This window comes from Clostridium beijerinckii (assembly GCF_008705175.1).
GTDB classification, from domain to species: domain Bacteria; phylum Bacillota; class Clostridia; order Clostridiales; family Clostridiaceae; genus Clostridium; species Clostridium beijerinckii.
The window spans coordinates 5114237-5132713 of the sequence record NZ_CP043998.1; the positions used below are offsets into that span (position 1 = coordinate 5114237).

At 29.8% G+C, this 18477-nt stretch carries 11 protein-coding genes; all 11 read right to left on the reverse strand.

Annotated features, from left to right (window positions below; genetic code table 11):
* Nucleotides 1-155: 155 nt before the first annotated feature.
* Nucleotides 156-1937, reverse strand: a complete 1782-nt coding sequence (gene recQ / locus F3K33_RS22920) for a DNA helicase RecQ (RefSeq protein WP_039770012.1) — start codon at nt 1935-1937, stop codon at nt 156-158.
* A 323-nt stretch (nt 1938-2260) separates the two neighbouring features.
* Nucleotides 2261-3289 carry a CdaR family transcriptional regulator gene (locus tag F3K33_RS22925; protein WP_012060632.1) on the reverse strand — a complete coding sequence of 343 codons (1029 nt, stop codon included), beginning with the start codon at nt 3287-3289 and terminating at the stop codon, nt 2261-2263.
* Between the two features lie 697 nt (nt 3290-3986).
* Nucleotides 3987-5129 (reverse strand): glycerate kinase family protein, encoded by a 1143-nt coding sequence (locus tag F3K33_RS22930; protein ID WP_023973870.1) that lies wholly within the window; start codon nt 5127-5129, stop codon nt 3987-3989.
* A gap of 69 nt (nt 5130-5198) precedes the next feature.
* On the reverse strand, nt 5199-6485 hold the full coding sequence (locus F3K33_RS22935) for a GntP family permease (protein ID WP_023973871.1): 1287 nt from the start codon (nt 6483-6485) through the stop codon (nt 5199-5201).
* 482 nt (nt 6486-6967) lie between these two features.
* Nucleotides 6968-9502: an FAD-dependent oxidoreductase gene (locus tag F3K33_RS22940; protein ID WP_023973872.1), complete on the reverse strand. Its 2535-nt coding sequence runs from the start codon at nt 9500-9502 to the stop codon at nt 6968-6970.
* A gap of 112 nt (nt 9503-9614) precedes the next feature.
* Nucleotides 9615-10868 (reverse strand): UV DNA damage repair endonuclease UvsE, encoded by a 1254-nt coding sequence (gene uvsE, locus F3K33_RS22945; RefSeq protein ID WP_039770009.1) that lies wholly within the window; start codon nt 10866-10868, stop codon nt 9615-9617.
* 163 nt (nt 10869-11031) lie between these two features.
* Nucleotides 11032-12255, reverse strand: coding sequence for an FprA family A-type flavoprotein (locus tag F3K33_RS22950; protein ID WP_012060639.1), 1224 nt, complete (start codon nt 12253-12255; stop codon nt 11032-11034).
* A gap of 232 nt (nt 12256-12487) precedes the next feature.
* Complete coding sequence (locus tag F3K33_RS22955) at nt 12488-14194, reverse strand: hybrid sensor histidine kinase/response regulator (protein WP_039770006.1); 1707 nt, start codon at nt 14192-14194, stop codon at nt 12488-12490.
* A 72-nt stretch (nt 14195-14266) separates the two neighbouring features.
* A complete protein-coding gene (locus F3K33_RS22960) occupies nt 14267-16216 on the reverse strand; it encodes an ATP-binding protein (protein ID WP_039770004.1) in 1950 nt (649 codons plus the stop codon).
* Nucleotides 16217-16226: 10 nt separating this feature from the next.
* Complete coding sequence (gene torT, locus F3K33_RS22965) at nt 16227-17558, reverse strand: TMAO reductase system periplasmic protein TorT (RefSeq protein WP_039770002.1); 1332 nt, start codon at nt 17556-17558, stop codon at nt 16227-16229.
* Nucleotides 17559-17758: 200 nt separating this feature from the next.
* Nucleotides 17759-18388, reverse strand: coding sequence for a thiamine phosphate synthase (gene thiE / locus F3K33_RS22970; protein ID WP_039770000.1), 630 nt, complete (start codon nt 18386-18388; stop codon nt 17759-17761).
* Nucleotides 18389-18477: the final 89 nt, after the last annotated feature.

Here is an 18477-nt window from a genome sequence, read left to right on the forward strand (position 1 = left end):
GTAGCTCCTTCAAATATGATTCAAAATCTTTCAATATATTTTAACATAAAACATAGTCAATATTAAGTTAACTTATAATACGGACTTAACTACTAGTTTATATTATTCATTATAACCCATTTTACTACAACAGTATCAATTTTTAGATACTTTTATTAATTAGCTTCTTTTTGAGCAAACATTTTTATTATATTTAATAACTCTCCCCCATAAGCTTCAATTTTTTTTGTTCCAACTCCTCTGATCTCCAACAATTCATCTAATGTTCTAGGTCTGCTATTAGATATTGCAATCAGACTTGTATCCGAAAATATTATATAAGGCTTTATTTTATCCTTATATGCCCTATCTTTTCTCCAAGATTTTAAAGCTTCAAATAGCTCTGTATTTATTATAGGTTCCCTACTATCTAATATCTTAAATACAACCGATTCCTTACTTTTCAAAACCCTAATTGATCTAGAATTAAGTTTTAACATTGAATATGTGCCTTCTTTCAAATCAACGTATCCATCATCTAGTAATCTTTTTATCAACTCTTTTATAAAGGTGCTTCCATATTCCTTCATTATTCCGTATGTTGTAACTTTATCTAAATTATTTTGTATTATTTTAGGTCCCTTAAAACCTTTCAAAATATCCACAAGAACTGATATTCCATACTGTTCTTTTGTTCTAAAAACTGTGGATAAAATCATCTGACTTTCTTTTGTAAAATCTTTTAATTCATCATCGTTTAAGCAGTTACTGCATTTATTACAGTAATTTAGCTTCCGATCATTTCCAAAGTAATTCAATATATATTTTCTATAGCATTCCTTTAAATTACAATAATCAATCATAAATTGGAACTTTCTAAGCTGAATTTCTCTCCTATTCATGGAAGAACTTCTATTTATAATATATTCCACTCTACTTATATCTTCTTCACAATAAAATAAGTAACAGTCACAGTTCTCTCCATCTCTTCCTCCTCTTCCTATCTCTTGATAATACGATTCTAAGTTTTGAGGAAAAGTAAAATGTACTATGAATCTAATATTTGACTTATCTATTCCCATTCCAAATGCATTAGTCGCAATAATTACATCTAAATTCTCATATAAAAACTCTTCTTGAAATCTTTCTTTCTCTTCATCTTTGAGTCCACCATGATACTTACCAACATTAAATCCTAGGTCCCTTAAATAATAATATAAATTATCTACTTCGTTTCTTGACGCGCAGTATACAATACCAGATTCACCTTCATTTTTTCTAATTATATCCTTAACAGTTTCAATCTTATCTACTTCCTTAAGTATATTAAGACTAAGATTTTCCCTATTAATATCGCCTTTATATATATAAGGTTTCTCTAACCCCAATAATTTGATTGAGTCTTCTCTAACTTCACTTGTTGCTGTTGCAGTGAACGCTGATATTATAGGTTTAACTTTAAGACTTTTATAAAAATCTAATATTCCTAAATAACTCTGCCTAAAATCATGCCCCCACTGAGATACACAATGTGCTTCATCTATAGCAATTTGGCATATATGAAGATCTTTAATCAATTCTCTAAATATTTTGGATTCTAATCTTTCTGGTGATATATATATTATCTTGTACTCCCCCATAGATGCTTCAATTAATATACTTCTTATAGTGTCCATATTCTGAGTACTATTTATATATGCGGCTTTAATCCCAGCCCCAACTAGATTGTCCACTTGGTCCTTCATAAGCGATATTAAAGGAGATATAACTATAGTTACACCTTGCATAATTATAGCTGGAATCTGGTAACAAATAGATTTCCCTGCCCCTGTAGGCATAAGACAAAAAGTATCCACACCATTTAAAATACTATTTATAATCTCGAACTGCCCTCTTCTTAGAGTATCAAATCCGTAGTATTTTTTTAAAGCATAAAATATCTTTTGTTTAGTATCCATCTTTGCTTCCCTTTCTCTTATATATAATAAATTCTACTTGTAAATTTCTTTTTTAGCATATTAAATAAAATAACGAGTCTAAAATGCCATTGTTATTTTTCATTAGGCAATCAAATAGATTGCCCATGGTAAACCTATTAAACCAATATGCTGATGAGAAGAGAACCCAAATCTGTGATTTGGTGTGACTCTCTTACTCAGCGAGTGTATGCGAATTGAGCTTTCCATGTCTGAAAACAGTCTTGGCAGATTGACTTGTTATTTTTCAATTATACCTTAATACTAGTATATACCACATAATTAAAATCTTAAACATAAAATGATTATCTCCAAATTAACCCACACAACAACTCAAACAATTCTAATAAATTTTTCGGATTTTTCCCCGTTAATTTTTTTATTTTTTCTAGCCTATAATTTAAAGTATTTCTATGTATATTTAATCTATTAGCCACATTACCGATATCCCCATTCTCTTCAATATATGCCTGTATAGTTTGAATAAGTTCTAATTTATTCCCTGCCTTATCAAGATTTGACATCATTGATATCAAAGGTAACTTATTGTCATGTGATAATTTTATAAAAAATCTCAATTCATCATAGCTATACACTAAGCTTGATGATTTTATCTTCGCACCAAATTCCATTGCCAATTCCGCACTTTCTAGCGAGATAGCTGCAACATCTTCCATTGCTCCAATGCTTATTCTCTTTACATCTTTATTTGTTTTTAAGTTCTCTAGTAATCCATTATATAGATCCTTAGACGTAACAAAAAATGCTATTCTATTATCAACCTCACTATAACTTGAATACTTTTGATACAATATTTTAAAGCTTCGAGAATTTATATTTCCATCCACAAGAATAACTCTGCATTTTTTCGTAAGATCTATTCCATAGCTTTTAGCTCTTTGATGGAAATTTTCATCATACTTTGTCTTTCTATGAGCTAGTTCATTATAAAATTTCTGCATACTTAATCTTTTGTTCTGAATTTCCTCATCTGCTTTAGATTGCTCTATTAATAAAACTGCTGTTACACGAACAAGTTTACTGAATCTTCTCACCTCATCAGGGTGACCAGTTATCCCGATCACACCTATTACTTTGTCATTGATAATAATGGGTTCGTTAACTCCAGGTTTCATTCTGTCATCTTCTTCAAAGACTTCGTTTATTTGTTGGTTATCTATAGCTTTCCTGGCGCCTTCATGCAAATTCCCAATCCTTTTACTATCACCACTGCCTATAATTATTCCACTTTCATCCATAACATTTATGTTATAAGGAATTACATTCATCATTTCTAAAACAATTTTTTGTGCTATGGTTTTAGATAACGTCATATCAACCATCCCTTTCTAATCTATAGTTATATTATAAGAATTCAAAGCTATAATTAGTATAGTATCTATTGAAAAATATAAATCTAATTCTTAATTTTTCTATCTATAGATATCCAAATTTAAAACTAAACTGATGTGATAACTTACCGAAATCATAAATATTTTGTTCCGAAAAGCTATGAAAATATCGCTGAAATTTCTAAGCAGCAGGTTGTATCCAATTTAGCATGTTCCAACTTTCAGTTTGACAAGCTAAATTGGAACAACCTACAGCTAAGAACCTTTAACAGCTCATTTTCAAATGTTTTCTCCACAAATATATTTATGATTTCTAGTGAAGATATGAACTCAAAGTTTTAGAAAATTTGCAAATATGTTCATCTAATAAGTCTAATTCTTAAATTGGATATCTATACAAAGATAACCCAACTATAATCTATACTTATGCGTATAGCTCACCGAAATTAATAATATACTTATGTTCTAGTTGTAAGATACTCATGGTTTAAGCATAGTTTATGATTGTGTTATCTATATACAATACCTATTATTATACTTTTTAACACTAAAACAAAGCTAAGTATATATAATAATTAGATTATAAAGCAAAAGCAATATCTACATTATCATAATATATAAATTAAAAGTGCGTCTTAAAATAAAACGCACTTTTAATATTATACTTATATTGGATTAATCACAGTAGATTCATAAGCCTAACTATATTCTCAGCAGTCTTTTCAATATTCTCCTGACCTTTTACCAAAGCTTCTTCTAACGAAGTTGCGCCCTTAGTTATTCCAAATATTGAATCTATTCCACTTTCATATAGAACTTCTATATCTTCACCAACTCTTCCCGCTAATGCAATTACCGGCTTATTATGTTTTTTAGCAATTGTAGCAACACCTAAAGGTGTTTTACCGTATTGAGTTTGAAAGTCTATGCTTCCTTCTCCGGTCCATACCATATCTGCTTCTTTAACTTTTTCTTCTAATGAAGCATATTCTATCACCATTTCAATACCTTTTTTTAGAGTTCCATTTAGAAATGCCATAAGTCCAGCTCCAAGCCCTCCAGCTGCTCCAGATCCTGGTTCATTTAAAACATCTTTTCCCAATTCTTTTTTTATTACATCTGCATAATGTCTTAAATTATCATCTAATATTTCTATCATTTCCTGTGTTGCTCCCTTTTGTGGTCCAAATACATTTGAAGCTCCTTTTTCACCACAAAGAGGATTATTAACATCACAGGCTACCTCAATTACAACATCTTTTAATCTTGGGTCAAAATTCTTTAAATCTAAACTATTTAATTTTCCTAATTCTCCACCACCAAGAGCTAATTCATTGCCTTTATCATCTAATAGTTTTCCTCCAAGTGCCTGTATAACTCCTGCTCCACCATCATTAGTAGCACTTCCGCCAATACCTATTAACAGTTTTTTTACACCTCTATCTAAACATGCCTTTATAAGTTGTCCAGTACCATAAGTTGTAGTTAGTAAAGGATTCCTCTTATCTGGTGGTACTAAATGTATTCCACTTGCACTAGCCATTTCCAATATTCCTATCTCTTTATCTCCCAAAATACCATACTGTGCTTCTACTTCATTACCAAGGGGCCCCATTACCTTTAATGAATATATTTCTCCATTAGTAGCATCTACTAATGACTGCATAGTTCCTTCTCCACCATCAGCCATAGGCACATGTAAGCATTTTATATTAACGTTTGCTTTTTTTATTCCTCTTTCCATTGCCTCGCAAGCTTCTTTTGCTGTCATGCTCTCTTTAAAAGAATCAGGTGCTAATACAATAACTAAATCTTTTTTCATTTTCAACGCTCCTAACTAAATTTTTATATTTTGTGAGATTATTAAACTGAATAAATTTTACTTATATTATTATTTTATAAAACCGTATATTATTATTGATACGATAACCATAGATCCTCCAACTATAGATTCATATGGCATTAATTTCATACGTTCCTTTATATTCATTTTTACTGCATCTGCTGATGCATGGAAGAAGTTACCATGAGGTAGATGATCGATAACTACAGCTCCTGTATTGATCATAATTGCTGCACTTAAAGGTGCGACACCAACAGCTAGTATTGCTTTCGCAAAAGTTCCTGTCGCTACAATTGCACCTGTAGATGTTGAAGCCGTAGCTGCTGCCATCAATATACCCGATATGGGTGCTAAAAATATTCCCGAAATCCCTGTTTGTTGAATGCAATATACTACTGCATCACTTAAATTTGATTTAGAAATAATCCCCGCTATTGCTCCAGCACCAATTAATATCATTACAGTTGGTGTCATTCTATTTAATCCTGATGTTGTATACTCAAGAATCTTACTACGTTGTCCCATTGCAAACAATCCAATTAATCCTGCTATAGGCAATATATACATTGCATCTATTTGAATAGTTGCTAAGAATTTCAAATGCAACATATTCGCTATAGGATTAAGTGCTAATAATATTACAGCAACTATTGGTGCTACCATGGCCTTTCCAAAGCTTGGCTTTATCTTATTATCTACTCTAACTGGTATTTCCGATTCTTTAATCATTTCTCCTTTTTTACTAATTAACGTTGCAACAAAATATGTAACTATAAGCCCAATTACTGCTGGTATAAATGCTCCTATCATAACTTGTGCTAATTCAACATTAAATCCTTTAGCTACCGCAATTGTATTAGGATTTGGAGAAATTATATTTCCAGCCTTACCTCCTCCTATCATAGCTAAAAGTATAGACGATTTAGTGATTCCAACTTTTTTAGCCACAGGAAGTGCTATAGGTGCAACTATAATAACTGTAACCGGTATGAAAACTCCAACCGCTGTGATTATCATGCTTGATAGTGCAATTGCTAAGAGAACCTTTTTCTCTCCAAATTTTTCTACTATAGTCTCAGCAATTTTCTCTGCTGCTCCAGATTCAATTAATACACCTGCAAGCACTCCTGCTGCTATTACACGAACAACTGCTCCCATTACGCTATTCGTACCTTCAATGATAGCCTGTGCTGTATTAGCTAAACTAGCACCACCAATTAGTCCGCCTATAACAGCGCCTCCAAAAAGTGCATATACAGGATTCACTTTCCTTAAAATTAGTATTATAGCGATTACTAATCCAATAATCGCTCCACTCCAATGAATAACTGCCATTATATTTCCTCCTCAAATTTAATAATTATACAAATTTATCCTTTATTATACCGTGTAAGCGAGTTAACGTTTACTAACATATACATAATAATATATTTAGTAAGACCTTGATATTGTTTACTTGACATTTTTTTTTGTGTATTTGAACAATAGGCTCTTAATTTAAATCTTATGTGCTACTTTATTAGTTGAATTTTCATACTATGCACAGCTTTTAAATATCTATGCCTTCTTACGTGAAACTGCCGCTGCAGCGAGTCTTTCTTCATAAGTTTAATATTATTAAACTCTGAAAGTCTGGCTTTTAATAGTATAATAGTAACTATTATAACTGTTTTACTTCTTCAATTTATTTAATCTATTGTGCATTATAACAATAATTCAAAAATTAAAAGCTGCCGACATTTTGCCAGCAGCCTTAGAATAGAATAACCAAATTCAAATTAATTTCGTTATCTCCAAATTTAAATTATCTTAAATTTCTATTTAAACATATCTTTAAATAATCTACTTTCCTTCACATCTTGAGTTACTTTAGCCAAGTTGCTAGTATCTCCAATTAAAATAGCTCCACATAAACGGTTGTTTGCAAAATAATATTTTGTATATGTCTTCTTAACCGGATCTTTAAATTCAACTGTTTTATATTGGATTTCTGGGTTCTTACCGTTGTCACCAATTGCATACAGTGAAGTATTAGCTCCATTAAATGTTAATGCTGCATCTACTGTTTCATAAGTTAATGAGTCTCCCGCTGCATTAGCCCCTGCTACTTTTCCCATTTCTAGAGCTTGTGGCCATATTCCATAATTTATCCCATTATATTCTGCACAATCTCCACATGCATAAATATCAGAAATATTAGTCTCCATTTTTTCATTTACTATTACTGCTCTATTAACATCAATTCCTGCTTCCTGAGCTATTTTAGAATTAGGTACAATACCACAAGATATAACAACTAAATCAGCTGCAATAACTTCTCCTCCATTAATTCTAACTCCAGTAACTGAATCTTCACCCTCTATTTCATCAATTTTTACGCCTAATCTCACATCAATTCCTTGACCTTTAATTATTTCTTCAAGGAATTTTCCGCCTTCATAATCTAATTGACGTCCCATTAATTTATCAGCAAGCTCTAATACTGTAACCTTGCATTTTGCTTTTGTTAATTCCCATGCAGCCTCAAGTCCGAGAACTCCTCCACCTATTACAACTGCATTCTTTACCTTTGGCAATAATTCTGTAATTTTATCTGTATCGCAAATCCTACGGATTGCTATAACTTCTTTCTTATCTTTCCCTGAAATTGGTGGAACAAAGCATTCAGCTCCTAAAGCATATATACATTTATCATACTTTAATTTAATTCCATCTTTAAACACAGCCTCTTTATCTTTAGCATTTATTTGAATTAACTCTCTGTCAAGAACATTTGTAATATTATTTTCTTTATACCAAGCTTCATCATGAACTGCAATTTGTTTCGAATTAAATTTAGCTATCATTGACTTTGTAAGCATTGGACGATTATAACCTAGCACATTTTCATTAGAAACTAATACTATAGAGCAAGTTTCATTTCTTTCTCTTATAGACGTTGCAGCGCTTATACCTGCCGCTCCATTTCCCAGAATTAGATAAATTTCATTTGTATTATTTTTATAATTGCTATCATCTATTTCAACTGGTACGAAATTTTCTTTTCCTACACCACAAACTGGACATATTTCAAGACTTGAATCAAATATTTCTCCACACACTAAACATTTTACTAATGTTCTTTTAGCTGATTTTTTCTTTGGATTCTCTTTATTTTGAAGTATACATCCAAAATTATATCCATAATCATAAGCCTCACTTAATTCACTATCACTAGGCTTAAATTTAATTCTAAATCCATCATCCACAACCTTCATCCTAAGTTGTTTTAATCTTTCTATAATGTGTGGAACTCCTTCACCACTCCATCCATAACTTCCAAAGGCACTAGCAAGTTTTCCTCCGTGTGTTCTAGCAAACATCTTTATAGTTAAATCCCAAATTGGCTCTAAAGCCTCACCAACTATAGTAGGTGTTCCAAATAAAATTCCATCAGCGAATCCTAATTCTTCAATTACTTTTTCCTTATCATCTTCTACTAAATCGTACGATCTTACATCTATATCTCCGCTATCTTTAATACCTTCTGATATTTTACCAGCTAACTCTTTAGTATATCCATACGCACTAACATAAGGTATAATTACTGTTTTTCTTGGATTTGGATTAACTACAGTACACCATTCTTTATAAAGTTCCATGATTTCATCAATCCTACAATCTATAACTGGACCATGCCCAGTACATATCATATCAATATCTAGATCTTTAATTCTATCTAATGCCTTAACCATGTATGGCGTCTTAAAAGGCCCAATGATACAATCAAAATAATATTTAGTAGCTCTTAAGTAACCCTCATTATCTTTAACCTTACTCAATAATATTTCATCAAAACTATAGTGAGATCCAAACGAATCACAAGTTATAAGGGTTTTATCCTCTTCAATATATGTATACATTGTATCTGGCCAATGTAAATTAGGTAAGAACATGAAACGTAATGTTTTATCTCCCAATTCTAAAGTATCATTTTCTTTTACTGTTATGCTATAAAAATCACGATTTACAATATTCTTTAGAAATCCTATAGCAACTTGTGTACCAACTATTTTAATATTAGGATTGATTTCAATAAGCTTTTCTATACTCCCAGCATGATCAGGTTCTGTATGATTTACTACAATATAATCAATATCATTAATATCAACTAATTTATTTAATGCACTTAAATACCCATCCCAAAATTTAGCTTTGGCAGTTTCAAATAATACAGTCTTTTCCCCTGTTTTAAGTAAGTAGGAATTATAAGATGTTCCAAACTCTGTCTCCATAACTATATCAAATACTTTTAAACCAGGATCTAAAACTCCTGTCCAATAAAAATTCTTTTTTAATTCTAATATTTCCATATAAAATTCCTCCCTATAACTTTCATCTATATGAAAATATTATACCTTTTTTTATAGTAAAACTGTATCAAATACTAGAAAATTATTATAATTCACAATTAATAAATCTATTTTATAGGAAATAATACGAGTTTAAAAGGTATGATTCATTATATTTTACAGCCATCTTAAACAATTTATTTTTTATTAATTTTATTGAAACTTTTCCATTTTTATAATCTTCAATACTTTTTAAAAAGCTCATTTTCTCTTTATCATCTGCTAAATTCTTAAAATATCCCCATACATGTAATGCAGTATTTATTGAATTTCCAATTGTTATTTCCTCTTCCATGGCATCTTCAATATAATTATAAAACTTAACCGCTGGATACTGAGTTTTATCTTTAAGCAGCTTCCTTATTTCTAAGTAATTTGAAGGAGAATTCTCTAAAACCTTGTATTTATATCTTCCCCATTCTTCCTCAAGTTTTTTTATTTTAGTATTTTCAGCTATAGAATTTATACACTTTACAGCTGAAAAATTTTTATCCTTAACTTCAAGCATTATATCTATATCTTTCCCTTTTACACTTTCATAGAACTCTATAAACTTATTAATTTTTATTGTATTTGAATGAGAGCCTGCCTTTTTTAATGGGTCTTGCTGAGAATAATGTATTTTCTGCCTTCCATCTTTCTCTTTCCATGTTTTATTGCACTCACTTATCCAATATGAATCGCTTTTTTCTCTATCATAACAATTTATCTCATTATGAAGATTATCAAAAACAACTGGAATATTTAGTCCATTTCCTATTTTAAGAACATCATTTATATTGTACGATTTATCATCATTTTCAATAACAAGTCTTTCTTTCACCTGATCATTCAAACGTTTATAATTATCTGCGAATCTTTTTATCGCCTGCTCTTTATCATTATAAACTCCACCAATATGCAATATAATTTTATGATTTTCTCCAACTCCAAAGTTATCCAAAACTTTAACATGATAATTTAAATCTTCAATTGCTCTCTTTACAACATCATCATTAGGAGAATTAAGCACTGTATATTGCCCTGGATGCATCGATACCCTTATATCATTATCCATAATCTTTCTACCTATTTCCCCAAATTCTTGGGAAAATATATTCCACCATGATAATTGGTTCAAATGACTGGATCCGAATGGTATTAAGTCTGAACTAATCCTAAAAAGCTTTATATTATTCTTTATATTATATTCAATTATATTTTTAAGAGATTTCAAATTATACGATATTATTTCCAATAACTTTTCTTCAGTTAAACTCTTAGCAGTGCAGCTTTTTAGATTAGCATCTGGAACTCCTATTGTTAAACATGCATATCCTATACTCATTCTCTTTAATCTCCTTTTCTAAGAATCATAATTACTCATACCTTTGCCTTAGTACTCTTTTCTAAACAAAGTCAAAACCCATTCTTTAACTTGTCATTTTTAAAATATGATAACTAAAATTAGGACTTATTACAATAAGTCCCAATAAAATAACAATTACATATTAATTTTTATTTAGATTTTCTTTATTTAAAAGCAGGAATCCAAAATTATAACCATAATCATAAGCATCACTTAACTCACTCTCACTTGGTTTGAATTTAACACGGAATCCTTCATCAACAACCTTCATTCTAAGTTGCTTTAGTCTTTCTATAATATGAGGAACAGCTTCCCCACTCCATCCATAACTTCCAAAAGCACTTGCTAGTTTATTACCATGAGTTCTTGCAAAGATTGAAGTAGTTAAATCCCATATTGGCTTTAGAGCCTCACCAACTATTGTTGGTGAACCAAATAAAATACCATCTGCAAATTCTAGTTCTTCAAGAACTTTGTCTTTATCTGCCTCTACCATATCATAAACTCTAACATCTATATCTCCACTAGCCTTAATTCCTTCTGCAATCTTTTCTGCTAATTCTTTTGTATACCCATACGCACTTACATATGGTATGATTACTGTCTTTCTAGGATTTGGATTTGAAACATTAGACCACTTCTTATAATATTCCATAATTTCATCTATTCTACAGTCAAGAACTGGACCATGTCCTGTACAAATCATATCAATTTCTAAATCTTTAATCCTATCTAATGCTTTAATCATGAACGGATTCTTAAAAGGTCCAATAATACAATCGAAATAATATTTAAGAGCTCTTAAATATCCCTCATTATCTGTAACCTTACTTAGTAGAATTCCTTCAAAACTATAATGAGAACCAAATGAATCACAAGTAACTAAAGTCTTATCTTCTTCAATATAAGTATACATTGTATCAGGCCAATGTAAATTTGGTACTGACATAAAACGTAAAGTTTTGTCACCCAAGCTTAAAGTCTCATTTTCTTTAACTATTATTCCATTAAATTCTCTGTTAACAATATTCTTCAAGAATCCTATAGCAACTTGGCTTCCAATAATCTTAATATTAGGATTCATTTCAATAAGTTTTTCTATACTCCCTGCATGATCTGGCTCAGTATGGTTTACTACAATATAGTCAATATCCTTAATATCAACTAGCTTATTTAACGCCTTTAAATATCCATCTAAAAACTTAGCCTTTGCAGTTTCAAATAATACTGTTTTTTCACTTGTTTTAAGTAAATAAGAATTATAAGAAGTTCCAAACTCTGTTTCCATGATAATATCAAATACCCTTAAATTGGCATCTAATACTCCTGTCCAGTATAAATTTTTTTTCAATTCTAATATTTCCATGTAAAAATCCCTCCCTAGATATATTTCGTCCAAATCAGAACATTATACACCTTTTTTGTATAACAAACAATTAATAGTACCTTTAACATCGTTATACTAATGTATTTCGCCATATATATTATACACAAATTCTTATATATTTTCATAAAAACATATAATATATTGCTTTTTCGTTAATTGACTATATATTTGCAAATTCTAAGTATAATCTCGTACTTTTTTACTTATTCCTCTACAAATGTTGTTTATATATATCTGAAAATTCAATATTTATTTTTTCTACACAAGTATTAATTATATTATTACTTATATTAACTCTTTCTTTACTTTTATTTAATACCTTTACTGGAAGTTTAATCGTAAATTTAGTTCCTACCCCATATTTACTTTCCACTGATATCGTGCCCTCATGCATCTCTACTAAAGACTTTACGAGAGATAATCCAATTCCGCTGCCTTCATAATTTCTTGTAAAAGATTTATCTACTTGTCTAAATCTATCAAAAATAATTTCAACTTTTTCTTCTGGAATTCCTATACCTGTATCTTCTATAGACAATGTTATATATTCTTCTCCATCAAATATATTTACAAATATACTTCCATCATCATCTGTAAACTTTATGCAATTAGAGAGTAAGTTTAACATAATTCTTTCAATTTTATCAGGATCACAAGCAATAATTTTTTCTTCAACATCGGTATCAAATATAAGGTTTATATTGTTATTGCTTATATAACCAGCTACTGACAGAGTGATTTCTTCTACGACACTGACAATGTTACAATTAATCATATCAATCTGAAAATGTCCTGCATCTAATTTAGTTGAATCAATTAAATTATTTATTAAACGAAGTAATCTAAAACAATTTTGTCTTTCAATGTCTATATTATTAATTATCTTTCCTTTGTCGATCGGTTTTTCTTTATCTAAAAGATCTCTTCTTAGAATTTGTATCACACCTAGTATTATATTAAGTGGTGTTCTCAATTCGTGAGAAATATTAGCAAAAAATTCAGTTCTTAATTTTTCTAATTCCAAAGCCTCTTCTTTTGATTTTAATTCAGTATTTTTTCTTTCAGTTATGTCTCTTACAGTTGCAATAATAGCCTTCTGCTCATTAAATATTATTGCACGACTATTACTCTCAACCCAAAACTCTTTATGATTTTTATCTATTGAAATAGCTTCAAGGGTTACTGGAGTATTAATCTTATTTTTCTTTCTATCATTAATCAATTTAAGTATATCATCGTATATGTACGGTGAATTTTTTGAAATAATATCTTTTATACTCATACCAATTAGTTCATCATGTAGATATCCATATAGCCTATTAGCAGTATCATTAACGTTAACTATAATCCCATTAAAATCATGAATTAATATTGCATCACTTACCGAATTGAAAATAGTGCTTAAGTAAACTTCACTTTTCTTTAATTTCTTATTTGTTTGCTTTAACTCATCTATAAGCTTAATATTTTTCATTTTTAATTCATATGTCTCCAAAGCCCTTTTTACGGAAATTAACAACTCATCTGCCTCCAATGGCTTTAAAAGAAATTTATAAATATGCCCTTCATTAATTGAATCAATAATATCTTTCACATCCATGAATCCAGTTAAAATAATACGAATTGCATTTGGGACAATAGATATTGTTTGCTTTAATAATTCAACCCCTGTCATTCCTGGCATGCGCTGATCTGAGATAATCAAATTGATTTTTTTAGAACATGATTCATCTTTAAGTATATTTAATGCTTCAAACCCATTTTCTGCTTTGATTACATCATACTCTTCTTCTAAGAGTCTTGTTAAAGCCTCAAGATTTGCTAGTTCATCATCAATTAATAGTATTGTATATTTTTTATCTTTACTATCTGTTTTATTAAGTTCTCTAAGCTTGTCCTTATTTATAACAAATTTCATTTATCTTCTCCTTACTGAAATTAAAATATAATTTTAGATTATGGTGCCTTATTGATTTTATTATTAATATCTTTAGTAAGGAATATGAATAGTTATAGTCGATCCTTCCCCCACTTTAGATTCAACATCAATAGTTCCATTATGTTTTTCAATAATACCATATGATATAGACATACCTAACCCTGTTCCTTGTCCCATTGGTTTAGTTGTAAAAAATGGTTCAAATATTCTTGATATTGTATCTTTAGTCATACCACACCCATTATCACAAAATTCGATTATAATTTCTTTGTTATTGTCAAAAACTCTTATTACTATTAATCCATTATTTTCACATACTAAGTCATTTTGCTTTTCAACTATAGCATGACACGCATTTACAATTATATTTAAAAATACCTGATTTAATTGTGAAGGATAGCACACTATCTTCCTATGAGTTTGAAAGTTCTTAATAAATTTAATTTGTTTAGTATATTGAGTTTTAACTAACCTTATTGTCGTTTCCAAAGCTTCTGAAACATCTATCTCTTTTTTAACAGCCTCATCAAGCCTAGAGAATAATCTCAAATCGTTAACTATGGTTGTTACTTGATTAGATCCATCTAGAATATTAATTATTGATTTAGAAAATTTGTTGAAATATTGTTCGAAAAAATTTAACACATCATCATCCTCATCATCTAATAATTCCATAAGTTCTTCTTTAAAATTGTATAAATCCATATCCAGAACTTTTGAACTTAAATATATGTAATTAATGGGATTATTAATTTCATGTGCTACCCCTGCTACTAAAGTACCAAGACTAGCCATCTTTTCTGATTGAATCAATTTTGACTGAGCTGATTTGAGCTTATTATGTTGATCTTCTAACTCAGCAAGAGTCTGCATAAGTTGTTTTGTTCTTTCATTAACTTTATCTTCTAGTTCATCATTAACGCGTTTCAACTCTTCGCTAATTTTTTTACGTTCTGTAATATCATTCCAAACAAATATTATGCATTCAATACAGTCAATTTCAATTATTTCCGTTGAAAATAATCCAACTCTAACTTCTCCATATTTAGTATTCCAAGTTATCTCTTCATTACGCAACATACCTCCACTATCTAATATTTGAATCACATTCAAATGATGTTCTTCATTTTCCCACAAGTTAAACTCATGGGAGTAATGACCAATTATCTCTTCACGTTTATATCCAAAAGTGCGTAAAAACGCTTGATTTATTTCAATGTATAGTTTATCACTAAACCTTACAATAGCTATTACATCGGCGCTATAATTAAACGCCTTATTGAATTTCTCTTCTGAAGATTTGAGTTCACTTATTGCTTCATTCCTCTGCTGAATCATATTATATAAATTTTGAGACATATTATTAAATTTAATAGCCAATTCCCCTATTTCATCTCTTGAATTAATAAATAATCTGTGAGTCAAGTTTCCATTTGATATCTCATCAGTTCCTACACTCAACTCATATATAGACTTGGTAACAATACGGGAAACAATACTTATTGCTAACCAAAGAAGTAAAACCATTACCAAGATTCTTATAATTGTAGCAATTATGTAATTTTCAATAACTTTTGATTTATAATACCTTGTAATACCTATAGTTATCTCACCTATTGGTATTTCATCTTTTAAAACATTAACCTTCTTTATGATCAAATTCTGCTCAGAATATATATCATCTTTTTTATACTTATTATATATTTCTCCATTTCCCTTAGCTTTAACTTGAATATAACCAATTTCCTCATCCTCAAATAATGCATCACTAATTTTTTTAATTCCTACAATATTTAAATTCCAAATTGGGTCTTGATAGCTAAGTGCTGCTAATCTAGTGATTGTTTCAACTTTTTGCATTGAATCCTTATTTATTCCTGCAACCAATATTATTATTCTTATTATTTCAAATATTAACATGGTAATTATAACCACTGTTAATGTTGAAATTGTAAATCTGTGCTTAATCTTCATATTCCTGAATTTCTTTTTTACGCTCATAATTTAACCCTTATTTACCCATATGATTTAATACTGGAATGTAATCTTTACTTCCAAATAGATCTTCATACTCAAATTCTGAAATATTATCCTTTGAAATTATAGGCACACACGGACCACTTTGGAATGGAAAATCTATCCCTGCCTTTTCTCCATTTAAAATTCTTACAATCATATCTAGTGCTATTCTACATTGTTGGATAGTTTGATCTGATGGAGAAGCTAATACAGCTCCCTTTTCTATTAGATTAAAAACATCACTTGTCATGTATGTTGATACAATTCTTATATTTTTAAATTTCTCTTTGCGTTTAGCAATAAATTTTTCGGCTTCAATTACTGCTGGAGCACAACCAACTAAATAATCATAATCATCATTATTTTCCAAAACGCTTGTTATATGTAATCGCTGCACATCAGGTCTAGTGTCTCCATAAAAAGGATTACTAATATCTATCTTTTGATTATTTTTCTTTAACCTTGAAACTGCATCTTTAAAGCCATTTAATGTATCTAATGCCCATCCTGATTCTTTTGGCCCAGGAAAAAATGCAATTTTTATATCTTTACCTGCTGAATCTTCAACAACATACTCTCCTGCTTTATATCCCATATCATAATAGGAAACTATTGCTTTTGCGCTAATATCAGGACTATTAATATCATTTACTAGTGCAACAATAGGCTTATCATAATGAACAATATTCTCTACATCTGAATTAAATTTTGTATTATCTAATGTAGCAAACACTATTCCATCAATTTTATCATCCTCAGCTAAATCCATTAGCTCCTCTTTTTGATTTCCAAACTCTATATAGCCTCCAACTGCATATAACTTTACCTTCACTCCTAATTCCTTTGCATAATTTATTATTCCATAATTCGCTGAGACCCAATATTGATCTTCAAAGTGAGGCAGCAAAACGCCTATTGTATATTCCTTCTTAGGCTTAATATGCCTCCACTTTTCTTTTACAACGCCTCTCATATCACCCTCTTTACTATTTGAAGCAGCATCAATATTATAATAGCTATTTACTATTAACTTTTTTTTACCTATTTGTGTAAGAATTCTATCATCATTTGTCTCCACTGTTGTTATACTCTTCGATACACGTTCTCTTTCCACGTATTCTTCTTTTTCTTTTCTGACAATATCATTAGATCCTATGTTCTTGTGATTTTTTATATATGCTAATCCCAATATAAATACTACTGACGTTATCAAAATTGATAGTCCTAACTTTCTATTGATATATTTTCCAACTTTCGTAGCAAAGCACATCCTTACTTTCAAGCTCTCTATGGATATTACCTGCAGTATTACTTTAATCGTCATTAAACTCCATTAAACTTGCTATTCTACTATAATCTTTATGCTATCTTAAGTTTAATTTTTTTACTATAATTTGTCAAAACATACTATATGACAATATTCTGCAAAATATATTTTATGCTCAGTATAAATAAGAATAAAATAAAAGCACTATACCAGAAATTCCAGTAAACAGTGCCTTTGAAATACTATATATTTAATTGTTAGATTTTAATAAATTCATTTTTTAATTCTTTAGCGGCTGTAGTAATATCTTCCTTTGCTATAATAGCAGAAACTATTGCAAGTCCATCAATTCCTATTCCTTTGAAATCCTTAACTCTATCCTTATTTATTCCACCTATTACAACTATAGGTATAGATACATTTTCTCTAATTTTTCTTAATTCATCCATACTAGTTGAATCTGCGTCTTTTTTAGTACCAGTTGAATACATCGCACCAACTCCTAAATAATCAGCTCCATTTTTTTCTGCTTCAAGAGCTTCATTTACAGACCCTGTTGAAACTCCAAGGATTTTATCATTTCCTATGACTTTTCTTACAATTGCTGCAGGAATATCACTTTGTCCAACATGCACTCCAGCCGCATCTACTGCTAGTGCAATATCCACTCTATCATTTATTATTAATGGAATATTGTGTTTATCTGTAATTTCTTTAACTCTCACAGCTGTATTATAGAAGTCGAGTGATGAACAATCTTTTTCTCTTAATTGAATTAATGTACATCCTCCAATTATAGCTTTTTCCACAGCTTCTTCTAAAGTTTCTGTACTCATTAACTCTCTATCTGTTACAAGGTAGATACTATAATCTATTTTAGGTTTCATGAAACTCCTCTCTCCTTCATATTATATTTTAGATAAGTTCACACATTAATGCGTGTATTTCATTTCAATGATATACACGCAAACATTGT